We start from the raw sequence: 13,072 nt of genomic DNA, 5'->3' as shown, positions 1-13,072 counted from the left end.
CCACTTTAAATAAACCATAAAAGTAAGTGAAAATGGTTTTGAGACTTTTCAGCGAAAAATTCAAACGGTTAAAATTGTGCGGATTAACTAGTCATCGGTTTTCGAACCTGGATGGTCAACGGTCCTGAAATCTCCAGCTTGGCTAGAGGAAGGCGAATGCTCGCTTTTCAGAAGTAGAAATATTGAATCTATGTTGATTGAAAAAAATTGCTAGATTTGAATGTAAATTTTATCTACTTAAACTGAAAAGCAAGAAGTCGCGCATTAGTTAATGAACTCCGATCAACAGATTTGGCAAATGTTTCAAGTTGGACATGAACCATCGTTCAAAATACTTTTTGAACGATACAACCAACTGTTGTTCAATTATGGATTCAAGTTTACACAAGATGAGGCGATTATCGAGGACAGTATTCAAGAGCTATTTGTTAAGTTATGGTGCAACAGGGAGAACTTAAGTACAGATGTTGCGGTCAAAAACTACCTATATAAGGCTTTCCGTCGTACGTTGGTAAAGAAAATTGAGCAATCACTTCGGCGGACAGAAGTGATAAATTCTTCCGTTGATTATTTGCCATTTACCATTGAGCTTCCACATGATCTTACTATAATCCGTCAGGAACGTGCTACTAAGGTCCGGGATAGACTCGATCAAGCACTGCAAAAGATGACCGCTCGTCAGCGCGAAATTATTCATCTCCGCTTTTTTGAAGAATTGCCCTATACAGACATAGCCGAAATAATGGGGCTTTCGACCAAAGACACCTATAAACTGTATTACCGTGCGCTAGACAGTTTGAAAAAACACTTTGGCAGGTTTGGTCTTTTGGTACTGCTCTATTTGCTCAACCAGCTACGATATCAATAAATCTTACATCTAACTGTAAGTTTTTCCACAATATATAAAATAACCAGTATTAAATTATCCTGAATGGCGTTTGTGCCTTTTGGGTTGATTTGACTGGCATTGCTATTTTTAAAAAAAATAAAATTTATTGGGGTAAAATTTTTGTGAAGGGTGTAACCTATATAAAACAGTATGAATTCTAGGTTAGCAAAATATAAAGATTATACGGCGACGGACTTTTTTTCGGATGAGGACTTTGTGCAGTCTACGTTTCAGAATGAAGCTGCGCAACAGGATTTTTGGCAGGAACTGGGCAGTCATTATCCAAATTTGGCCGCCGAAATGGATATTGCAAGATCGTGGATGCTGTTAATTAAAGCACAGAAACCTGTTCAAAGCAGCTTAAATAGTCATCAGCGTTGGACGAACATCCAAAGTCAGATTCCAGTTTATGAGAGGAAACAAGTGCAAAAATCGATTATTAGAACAATTCTTCGATGGACAGCTTCAGCGGCGGCACTATTGCTTCTTGGAATATTGAGTTATGAAATTAGCCAATTTGGTACAAAAGCAGCGAATACCGCATTTGGTGAACAACGTGAATTGGCTCTTCCAGATTCTTCTATTATCAAATTAAATAGTAATTCCCGCATTTCCTATGTACGCAGTTGGAAAACCGATAAACCGCGTGAAGTCTGGTTAGAAGGGGAAGGTATGTTTGAGGTAAAACATACAGCAATTAAAAATCGCCTCCGCGAAAACGATCTCTTTGTCGTGCATGTGGGCAAACTTTCATTGACGGTGTTGGGGACAAAGTTCAATGTGAAGGATCGCCGTGGACGCATTGAAGTGACCTTGTTTGAAGGAAGCGTACGCGTTCAGGGGCAAAATGGAGAGGATCGTGTACTGGCACCAGGGGAGATGTTCATCTACGACGAAAATTTAAAAACTAATGAGATCGTTTATAACGATGCCAACAAAGTGCTATCCTGGACTCGGGGCGAATTGAGCATTGAGCACAGTAACTTAGCCAATATAGTAAGTGTGTTGGAAGATAACTATGGCTACCAAGTGGTGGTTGAAGACCCAGCATTGCTCAATAAGCGGTTTACCGGTGTCATTCCAGTAAAAAAGATTGATGACATTCTCTTTGTTATCAAACATACGATGAATGTAAACATTGAAGTGAAAAACAAACAGATTGTAATAAAACCTAACTAAAACAACTATTAATCAATCAAAATTTATGAAAACTAAACTTCTTGTGCCTATAGTCTGCCTGATGAGTACCACAGGTAGCTTTGCACAAAAAAGAGCTAGTCTCGGGCAGGCTCTTAGCGAGGTAACTCGCATTTACGGAACGAAATTTTCTTATGAAGAGGGACTAATCCGCGATTCTTTTGTTAACAGTGATCTGATCCCGAGAAATAAGAGAATTCCTGTGGAGACTGTATTGAAAGAACTTCTCTATCCAAACAATTATCTCTTTCTCTACGTTCAAAATAATTATTTTACCATTATTCGGGACAATAGAGATAAGAGAAGTAAAGATGATGATGGGCTGTATTGGAAGACTATCACAGGTTTTGTAAAAGATAATAAAGGTACGCCCTTGGTTGGTGTAACTGTCATGTCCGATGGACATGCTGTGCGTACAGGGGTGACCTCAAGTAGTGATGGTGGCTACACACTTCGCCTCACTGAACCAGCTGATGCACTGATTTTTTCCTACATGGGGATGGAGCCGCAGCGTAGGGTAATCGGCAGTAGTAATCAGATTAATGTGACGATGGAACAGGTCGTCAGTGTATTGGATGATGTTGAAGTGGTGTCTATGGGTTACACTAAAATCCCCAAAGAGACAGCTACCGGTTCATTTGGAAACGTGACGGCCAAACAATTACAGGAAACACCAGCAATCAATATCCTTGAACGAATACAGGGGCTCGTACCGGGGATGTATGTAGATCCACGAACAAATAACATACAGATACGCGGTATAAATAGTTTTGGTACCGGAGGAACTCCAAAAGAACCATTGATCGTAGTTGATGGATTCCCGATGGCGGAAACCGTTGATGCCCAATTTTCGCTTACAAATAAAGGCAATACACAGAGCTCTGGTGGTGCGGTATTAAGCCGAATAAATCCGAACGATATCGAAAGCATAACTGTATTGAAGGATGCTGCGGCATCATCAATTTGGGGGGCCAAAGCCGCAAATGGGGTAATCGTTATTGAAACTAAAAAAGGAAGAGTTACCCCAACATCAATCAATTTCGGTACTTCCTTAAGTATCGCCTCTCCAGCTGATCTGAATAAAATGGACAGGATGACTTCGTCGCAATATATTGACCTTGAAAAACAATTGGTCGAGGAAGGCTTTATAGCAGACAATATCGAAAAAAATAGCTGGGACGCATTTAATAGTAGCAAACCTCACTCTGAATCACTCGAATGGATTTTTCGTGCAATACGGGGGACAGCAACAGAGCAGGAACGCGATGCAGCACTCTCAAGACTTGCATCTACTGATAATCGTAATCAAATCAAAGACTATCTATTGCAGAAAGCGACTTCCCAACAGTATAATCTTTCGATCTCGGGAGGAGCCAATAAAAGCACCTACTTTGTCTCCACCAATTATACAAAAGATGTCCCCGTATTTCGCGCAAATAAAGCAGAAAGCTTCAATACAACGGCTAATCTTACCAATATGCTTTTCAACGATCGGGTTAAGCTAGCTACTGGTATTACGTATAATTATGGAAATTCCATTGGTAATTCGGCCGTAATCAATGCACTATCATCAAATATTAGTTCAGGCGGTCTTCTCCCTTATGATCTGTTGAAAGATGAAAGCGGAAATAACATACGACGTTATATTCAATTTAGACCTGAGGTCTCGCAGGATTTTGAGAACAAAGGTTATATGGATTGGGCTTATAATCCAATAGAAGAGCTTACCGCTGCAAATTATAATAATCAAAATCATGGGTTGCGGATGCATATGGATATCAATACCAAACTGACCAGTTGGGCAGATCTCTCGGTAATGGGGCAATGGCAGCGGCAGCTGAACAACACGGAAAATGTTGACGGGGTAAATAGTTATAGCCAGAGAAATCAGATCAATATCGGTACTACGTTCAATGCTAATGGAAATTATGTATACGGCTATCCGATGGGAGGTCGATTGGGCATTCAAAATTACAATGGCTCCCAGTACGTTTTCCGTTCGCAGCTGAATATCAACAAAGCTTTTGGCAGGTCTATGGAGCATAATTTGAATTTTCTCGCCGGTGCCGAATGGAAACAGAATAATTACCGGTCATCCGGAGATAACTATTTAGGATTCAACGCTGATACCTATTCATTTGCCGTTATAAATCCAAGAGGAAGTTACCCGACGATTTATGGTTGGGATAATTATTTCAGTTCCAATGCTGCCATTGCAAAGAATAGAAACCGAGCGTTATCTTACTATTCCAATGGCGCTTTTTCGGCCTTTAACGGTAAATATGTACTTTCTGGAAGTATTCGATTTGATGATTTTACGCTAGTTGGTGCTTCTAAGAGTGAGCGCGGTAAGCCACTTTGGTCTGTAGGTGGAAAATGGGATGTTAAAAAAGAAAACTTCTTAAAAGAATCGACATGGGTAGATGCTTTGGGGATTCGTATGACCTACGGAGTCAACGGTATTTTGCCAACAGGTGTAAATAGGGTTGTTGTGATCAATACTAGTAATGATAACATTACAAATGAAGTAACGGCAGAAATTGTATCTCCTGCTAATAGTCAGATTAGCTGGGAAAAAGTCCATACACTAAATATTGGAGTAGATTACGGCATCTGGCACAACAGACTACAGCTTAATGTAGATTATTATACGAAGAAATCTTCTGATATTATTTATGATTTTCCGTTCAACCCAACCTATGGCTGGACGCGTCTGAAATTTAATAGCTCGACAATGTCGGGACAAGGTGTTGATTTAGGCTTAAGGGCTGTTTGGTTGCAATCTAAGGTGAAATGGAATACATTATTCAATTTTGGTTATAATACCAATAAAGTCACAGATTCGCGTTTCAGCAATCCGACTCGGGTGCTTGATTATATCAATGGAACTATTCCGATTGTCGGAAATTCAATAGATTATGTCTATGCCTACCGATGGGCAGGATTAGATAATCAAGGACGTTCGCAGGTATACAAACAAAATGGAGAAATTGTCAATGCTGATGCACCTGCTACAGCTCTTTCACCCGAAGACCTCGTGAAAGTGGGGCGTACCACACCGCCCTATTTTGGTGGACTATTCAATACATTCTCCTATCGTAATTTTACCTTGGGAGTTCGTATAACCTACGAATTGGGACATGTATTTAGACGACTTTCCGTACAAAACTATCCAGATTATGCTCCCTATTCTGGAGTGATCGGTCTTCAGTCTGATTTAGCAAAGAGATGGCGTCAACCTGGAGATGAAGCTTTCACAAACGTACCAGGACTGAGTAAGCAAGGTTACCAATACAATAGTTTGTCCCGTTATGCCAATTCGGATGCGTTGGTAATCAGTGGCAGTAATGTTCGCTTGCAGCAGATTGATCTAGGTTATAGTTTTCCGTTCAAAACCTTGGAACATACACCGTTTAAATCTGTAAACGTAAATGCGAGTGTTCGCAATCTGGGCTTACTATGGCGAAAAAATAAAGATGGAATTGATCCAAGTTATCGGACATTGAATAGTTATTCAAATCTTCCACCCTCACCAACGTATTTTATGAGTCTAAACCTATCTTTTTAAACCTGAAATCATGAAAATCAAAAATATTATCCTCTATAGCCTACTATCCTCGAGCGTATTATTGGCAGCTTCATGTCGGAAATTTGTAGAAGTAGATCAGTATGATAAACGTACCCTGAAGACAACCGACGATTTTCGTTATCTTCTCAACAACAAGGGTAACTTTGAAAGTTCGTATGTACTGCCACTTATCACAAGTGATAATATCGCTACGGAAGTTCCCTTAACAGCTTCATTGTCCTGGGGCGAGAATTACCAAAGAGCCTATATCTGGAATGACTATTTCTATGTAGACAATCAGCAAGACGTAGCCTGGAATAATCTGTATAAACAGATTTACATTGCCAATGAAATTCTTGACGGGGTGATGGAAAGCCAAAATGGCACAACGGCACAAAAGCTTGCTGTCGCTGCTGAAGCTCGTGTTCATCGTGCGTTTGCCTATTTTTCTTTAGCCAATCAGTATGCCCAAGTATATGATCCCACAAAGGCCGAAAGTCAACCCGGATTACCATTATTGCTGAAAGCAAATCTTTTTGAAAACCTAAGTCGTGTGTCGCTAGCTCGGATTTATGAACAGATGATCACAGATTTAAGTTTGGCTACGGAAAATCTACCTAATTATCCGACTTTTAATTACCATCCTTCCAAAATCGCCGCTTATGCCTTGTTATCAAGAGTATACTTGACAATGCGTAATTTTGAAGAAGCTGGTAGATATGCCGACTTGGCCTTAGCTTTAGATCCTACAGTGTATAATCTGGAGGACTACGTTTCAAGCTCCTATCCTCGGTTGATTGATGATAAGGAAGTACTCTTGTCAAAGTTAAGCTCAGGATTTATACGCGGTCCGATAAATCCTGAACTTATCGCACTGTACAAAGCTGATGATCTTCGGCTGAAATTATTCATTGGTACCGATGTCAATACCTACAAAGGATCGGTATACATCAAACCTTTATTTAATAACCCTTATTATTACAACTCTTATGTAGGTTTGAATAGCCCTGAAATAATTCTTAATCGCGCAGAGGTATACGCTCGTCAAAATAATGTGGCCAAAGTAGTCGAATTGCTAAATCTATTGCGTAAGAAGCGTTTTGCAGCCAGTAAATACATCGCACTTTCACCAACAGATATCAGTGGTGACTTACTACAGTCGGTCGTCGACGAGCGCCGTCGCGAATTTGTTGGAACGGATCTACGTTGGTACGACATGCGCCGCCTTACGTTGGATGGTAATTATTTTAAACCTGTTAGCCGTACGTTAAACGGACAGACTTATACCTTGACCGCTTCAAGCCCACGTTTAATATACCCCATTAACCAGGAAGTGTTGACTCTTAATCCTGAAATTGGCCAAAACCCCAGATAATTTATATAAGATGAAAAAAAAGATGATCTTTTTAGTACTGATGTTTGTCCAGGCTGTGTTATATGCGCAGCCTCGATTTGACAGCAGCGTTTTCAAACCGGCAAAACCCCAAACGACAGCGCCTGTTCAGGTGGTCTACAGCGCCAAAGACAAGGATCTTGAATTTAGTGATGCAATACATGCGACATTCTTTTTGTTTGAAGACTTTGACTGGAAGCAGATAAGCGTTTCCATGCAGAAAAATGCGACAGGGCTATGGACAGTAGCGGTACCGGTTAAACCGACGACGGCTTTTATAGCGGTAAAATTCTATCAGGGAGAAGCTGATCGTCCCGATGCAATTGACAACAATCAGGATCGTGGCTATGCTATTGCTCTAGCTGATGGAAAAGGAAATTCCGTAGAGGGGGCATATTTGGGAGAAGCTGCTTTTCAGGTACCTGCAATAGCAGGTGGTGGAATCTTCTCTTATTATAATAGTCAGCCTCCTGCAATGCCAGCTGCCTATCTGAAAGGATTGGCTGAAAAAGAATTTGCTTTGTCGGGAAAACATTACCTCCGCTATTTTCAGCCTTTTATGAACTTACAAAAATTGGCTTTGGAAGGCGCATTTCCGGCATACGCCAAGAAGCTGATTAATGATCAAATTAAACAAAAGGCTATCTCTGATCAAAACCTTAACCAACTCTATAGTTTTGCGAGCGCGCGGCTTCATGATAATGCATTGACTCAATTGATCGAGCAACGTGTAAACACCGACTTTCCAACTGGTGCGACGGCCCGGTTTATTGCTTACAGCAATACCATGGGAAGCAGTCCAAACAAAGCGGAGGTAATTGCTTCGTATGAGAATTTTTTACAACGTTTTCCTGTTAAGCAATGGCGTCAGCATCCCAACGGTCAGGGGTTTATCTATTATGCAGTATACCGTGGACTCGGATCGGCTTACTTCGACTCCAAGCAACTTGACAAGTTTGCGAAACTGTATGACGATATTGATTTCCGTACAGGAAACGAATTGATGCGCTGGAATATCATGCGTGCATATATGTTTAAAATGGTTGGTAAAGATAGCCTTTATCAAGTATCAGAAGCAATTCTACCCAAATTGATCGCGCGTAAAGGAGACAACTCTTATCAGGAAGATTTTGATCGGCAGACACAGGCAGATTCCAATGTCGTTAAAAATTTGGATGACCGTCTTTTTACCCATATTTCTTTGTTAAATGACCTCAAAAAGTATGAAGAAGCCCGAAAATATTTCTTACTGCTTTCCGAAGATGGTAAATACAATAATGCCGAACTCAATGAAATTAACCTTCAGGTGCTGGAGGGTTTAGGCGATGACAAACAAGTCTTACCCTTACTTGAGATGAGTGCAAGATACAATGCAATGACACCGCGTATGTTTGATAAGCTCAAAGCAATTTACTTAAAAGGACATGCTGGCGATGAGGGTGGTTATCAGGCTTACTTGACGGGATTAAAATCCAACGAGGAAAAAGCTGCAATGCAGGCCTATGTGGATCACAATTGGGTCAATCATCCTATGCCTGATTTTCGATTGGAAACCGCCGAAGGTCTATTTATTACGCCAGAAGATTGGAAAGATAAAATTGTTGTCGTGGATTTCTGGGCTACCTGGTGTCGTCCGTGTATCATGGCCTTTCCAGGCATGCAGCTTTTAGTCGATAAATATGCGCAGGATAAACATGTTGCCATCTATATGCTAGGTACCATGCAGACTGGAAATTATAAAGATAAATCAGTAAACTATGTTCGTGGAGAAGGTTTTCGTTTCAATTTGTTGCATGATTCGGTCAATCCACAGACGAATGAGCAGGATTTGGTGTTCAAACAATTGGTTCCTCTGTTCGGCGATTCATCTATTCCGCGAAAAATCATTGTGAAAAATGGTCGGGTGCGTTATTGCTCGGGAGGTTATTCAGGAAGCCCCAGCAAATTGATGGATGAACTTTCCCTGGCTATCGAGATACTTAAAAACGAAAAATAAAATATTAAATATTACGCAATATGAATAGGAAAGCAACGAGTTTACTCGTCGGCATGCTTGGTCTAGGGCTGTCTTTGCAGGCTCAGATGAATCCAAAATATAAATTTGAGGAGGCACTGAAGCTTATTCAGCAGAATTATGTCGACCAGGTCAATGAAGAACATCTGGTGGATGCGGCGATCAAAGCGATGATAGCAGATTTAGATCCCCATTCACACTATACCAGTCGTGAGGAGGCTGAACAGATGCGTGTCGCCATGAGTGGAAGCTTTGCTGGGATAGGCATTCAGTTTCTAAAAATAAAAGAGCAGACTTTTGTCACCAAAGTCAATCCTGATGGACCTGCCATGCGTGCAGGAATACGTGTCGGTGATCAGATCCAAGGGATAGACGGAGAAAGCATCCTTGAGCAAAAATGGGGCAATAAGGAGATTATGGAAAAATTGCGCGGTGAAAAAGACGTGCCAGTACTCCTTACAATTGCGTCGCCGGGAAGTAAGGAAAGCAAGAGTATTAGTATTGTTCGCGAAAATATATTGGAGAAATCGGTTCGAGAAAGTTATATGGTAGATCAGGAGATCGGCTACATCGCGCTTTCAATTTTCAATAGAACTACACGTCAGGAGATTGATGCTGCTCTAAAAAATCTGAAAGAACAAGGAATGAAAAAGCTGATCCTTGATTTGCAGAGCAATGGCGGAGGCTATGTCGAATCTGCTATTGGTGTTGCCGATGAGTTTTTGCCTAAGGAGAAAATTGTTTTTTATTCGGTGCCCAATGAAGGGGGAAAAGACTATTACTTTACGGGCGGATTTGGTCAGTTTTACGAAGGACAGCTCGTAGTCCTAATTGACGAATCAACTGCTTCGTCCAGTGAAATTGTCACAGGAGCACTTCAGGACTGGGATCGTGCTGTAATTATCGGGCGCCGCAGCTTCGGAAAAGGCTTGATGCAGAAACCTGTACCGCTATCGGATGGCTCAGAAATGCAGCTTACCGGTGCGAGATACTACACTCCATCAGGGCGTTCGATCCAAAAACCCTATAATAAAGGGAAGGATGATTATTTCCAGGATTTTAACCGCCGAATGGAATCAAAAGAATTATTGGAAGAAGGGCATATTTCCTTTCCGGACTCTTTAAAATACACGACACTTGGAAATAAAAGGATTGTTTTTGGGGGTGGTGGAATTATGCCAGATCGTTTTGTTCCCATAGATACCAATGAATATAGTACCTGGATGGCACAACTGATGAACAGTGGGCTCGTTGCCAAAGGTGGATTTGAGTTTGTCCAACAAAATCGTGAGGCTCTGCTCAAAGCGTATCCAGACTTCAAAGCATTCAACTTAAGGTTTAAAGTTCCAAAAGAAGTACACCAGCAACTGATCACTGCCGCAAACAAAATTGCTGTAGCAATTCCACCTGTACAACAACTTGACGCGCATGCTACTATTGATGTTGAATTTAAAGCACAAGTAGGTTCATTGTTATATACTGGCGGTGATTACATGGCGCGGATCCGGAACGAATCGAACCAAAGTTTTAAAGAAGCATTGTCTGTACTACGTGATGAAAAACTTTACAAACAATTATTACAGACAGGAACTGTGGGACAGGCTGCTAAAAACAGTCTGACGAAATTAGTGAAATAGATTTTTGAACGAGAAAAACTAAATAATTATGAAAAATATGAAATGGGCGCTAGCTTTAGCTTGCGTATTGCCAGCATTAGGATATGCACAACAAAATTATACACTGCAAGGAGCAGTGGGCAAGTTAGACAAACCTGCGAAGGCATATCTGCGTCTTAATTATGACGGAAAAGAACGCATTGACTCCGTTGAAATAAAAAATGGAAAATTTGAATTTAAGGGAAGCATCCCTTCCCCGATGGAAGCGCATTTACGTATTATTCACGATAATGCTCCTTTTGACCCTGCTAAACCACCGAAACAAGACATTCTTCCTTTTTTTATTGAATCAGCGACGATCAAATTTGTAGCGGCAGATTCAATTAAACATGCAAAAATCTCTGGATCCCCTTTAAATACAGAAAATGAACGGGTAAATACGATGTTGAAACCGATATACGATCAATATGAGGTTTTAAATAACGAATATAAAGCTAAGTCGCTTGCAGATCAGCAAGACCCTAAATATATCAAGTCTTTGGAGGATCGTGCAAATGCTATACAGCAACAGACCATCGATGCGAAATTGGACTATGTGGCCAAAAACCCTAAAAGCTACATGGCTTTAATGGCTTTTAATTCAACGTTACCCCCTGAATTTGATGCACTCCAAGCTGAGAAGATATTCGCTACACTAGATCCTAGCTTGCAGAATTCTATTTTGGGTAAGGACTTGGCCAAACGTATAGCGTTAGTCAAAAAAACAAGCGAGGGGGTAGAAGCCCAGGATTTCACACAGCCTGATGTTGATGGCAAGCCTGTGAAATTATCAGATTATCGTGGCAAGTATGTCCTGATTGACTTTTGGGCATCCTGGTGTGCACCATGTCGACGGGAAAATCCGAATTTGGTAAAATCCTATACTAAATACCAAAAACAAGGATTTGAAATTTTAGGTGTATCCATGGATAAAGCGGCTGATAAGGCGAAATGGTTAAAAGCGATCCAAGATGATGGACTTACATGGAAACAAGTGGGAGATCTCAAAGGATGGGAAAATGAAGCGGGGCTAATGTATGATGTGAAGGCTATTCCCATGAATTTCTTGGTGGACCCTAATGGTAAAATCATTGCGAAATATTTGCGTGGTGAAGAATTGGATAAAAAATTGGCGGAAATTTTTTCCAAATAGTTTTCCAATATGCTGAGTCCTAACCTAGGTTGGCATATGTTTCGTTAGAACGAGAGGCTGTAGTTGAGTACAGCCTTTCTTTTTGATTTTAATGCCGAGATTACACTATGTGGCAAAGTGTCTATAGCTAGCGTTAAAGCTTAAATGTGTCACTATTTGTCTAATTTGTTAGAAAACTTCTGAGGGTTTCTTTATTTATATTTTTAGACAAAGTTTTGATTAATTTTCCTTTGCTATCCAATAATATAAATGCAGGTATATTTTTGGAGCTCAGATAATGCTGCTGAATTTTTTGGCTACGTTGACCTACGGTTATATTGCCCGTGCTGTATTCGTCCTTTTTAAGATTTGGTATTTCATCCATTCTGGTTTTATCATCATTGTACAAAATGACAAATAAGAACTCACGAAGAAGTTTTGCATTAAGTTGCTTATCGTCAAACAAAGGAACTTCGATTTTTCTACTATCTATATGATTCCAGCCCGTAAAATAGATGACAACATTCCTATTGAGGCTGTCAGCTTCCACAAAAATTTCCGCCAACGTCATCGTATTATACTTCCCCCTGAATAGTGCATCTTCAATATTGCGTGGCGAATCGTTTTTATTTTCTTCCATCCCCGTCTCTTTACTCATTTGTTGATGTTTCGGTGCATGACTTTTAAAAATTCCCCAGGCATCAAAATAAGTGTAATCTTTCGAGGGATTGGCCTTTAGGTAGTTGTAAAAGTCTTCAATCTCGTTAGAATCTAGTGGTACTTGCAAGAGCAACTTGCTATCTTCTGACCAATTTTTAAGGTCTACGTTTTTATTTTTAAGCGCTTTGGATGCATCATGAGACTGTTTTAAGAAAGGAAACTCGTCTGAATTTTGAAATTCTATAATTTTGTCAAAGATATGCTGGTAAGTTACATTTGTTTTCTTGCCATAATCCATGAACGGTATAATTAAGGTTGCAAAAAGTGGAGGATCGCTGATTATTTCGAGAGCATTGCTGTCGAGACCGCATGCTTTTAACTGTGCAAAATCTTTAAAAATACGGTCAATTTTGCCACTATCTAAATCGTGCAAGCTTATTTTCTTTTTCAGAAGCTGTTGGCAATTTACCTGCGCATTTACAAAGTTGATGCTGGAGGTTGCTATCAGAATTACTAAGGTAATAATGTGGTACATTTTTTCATTTCTTAAAATAGAGGGCTCTA

The 13,072-nt window shown here is 40.3% G+C and carries 8 protein-coding genes; 7 read left to right on the top strand and 1 reads right to left on the bottom strand.

Annotation, left to right across the window (positions count from 1 at the left end):
- Window positions 1-298: 298 nt before the first annotated feature.
- The 7 genes from K2F45_RS20550 to K2F45_RS20520 all read left to right on the top strand — a co-directional run bounded on the left by K2F45_RS20550 (window position 299) and on the right by K2F45_RS20520 (window position 11,869).
- Window positions 299-868, top strand: a complete 570-nt coding sequence (locus K2F45_RS20550; RefSeq protein WP_172840720.1) for an RNA polymerase sigma factor — start codon at window positions 299-301, stop codon at window positions 866-868.
- 171 nt (window positions 869-1,039) lie between these two features.
- A complete protein-coding gene (locus K2F45_RS20545) occupies window positions 1,040-2,068 on the top strand; it encodes a FecR family protein (protein ID WP_075993687.1) in 1,029 nt (342 codons plus the stop codon).
- A 25-nt stretch (window positions 2,069-2,093) separates the two neighbouring features.
- The gene (locus K2F45_RS20540) at window positions 2,094-5,654 is read left to right on the top strand and encodes a SusC/RagA family TonB-linked outer membrane protein (RefSeq protein WP_248932320.1); all 3,561 of its coding nucleotides are present in this window, start codon (window positions 2,094-2,096) and stop codon (window positions 5,652-5,654) included.
- A gap of 10 nt (window positions 5,655-5,664) precedes the next feature.
- Window positions 5,665-7,029 (top strand): RagB/SusD family nutrient uptake outer membrane protein, encoded by a 1,365-nt coding sequence (locus K2F45_RS20535; protein ID WP_083663717.1) that lies wholly within the window; start codon window positions 5,665-5,667, stop codon window positions 7,027-7,029.
- Between the two features lie 10 nt (window positions 7,030-7,039).
- Window positions 7,040-9,043 (top strand): TlpA family protein disulfide reductase, encoded by a 2,004-nt coding sequence (locus K2F45_RS20530; RefSeq protein ID WP_248932319.1) that lies wholly within the window; start codon window positions 7,040-7,042, stop codon window positions 9,041-9,043.
- 20 nt (window positions 9,044-9,063) lie between these two features.
- Window positions 9,064-10,698, top strand: a complete 1,635-nt coding sequence (locus K2F45_RS20525) for a S41 family peptidase (protein ID WP_075993684.1) — start codon at window positions 9,064-9,066, stop codon at window positions 10,696-10,698.
- Between the two features lie 28 nt (window positions 10,699-10,726).
- Window positions 10,727-11,869, top strand: coding sequence for a TlpA disulfide reductase family protein (locus K2F45_RS20520; RefSeq protein ID WP_075993683.1), 1,143 nt, complete (start codon window positions 10,727-10,729; stop codon window positions 11,867-11,869).
- 160 nt (window positions 11,870-12,029) lie between these two features.
- Here K2F45_RS20520 and K2F45_RS20515 read toward each other — a convergent pair whose 3' ends face one another.
- On the bottom strand, window positions 12,030-13,043 hold the full coding sequence (locus K2F45_RS20515; RefSeq protein ID WP_075993682.1) for a hypothetical protein: 1,014 nt from the start codon (window positions 13,041-13,043) through the stop codon (window positions 12,030-12,032).
- Between the last annotated feature and the right edge of the window lie 29 nt (window positions 13,044-13,072).

Origin of the sequence: Sphingobacterium siyangense (assembly GCF_023277505.1) — a bacterium.
In the GTDB taxonomy this organism is placed as follows: domain Bacteria; phylum Bacteroidota; class Bacteroidia; order Sphingobacteriales; family Sphingobacteriaceae; genus Sphingobacterium; species Sphingobacterium siyangense.
The sequence above is the reverse complement of the archived record's forward strand: the minus strand, read 5'-3'. Positions and strand labels throughout refer to the sequence as shown.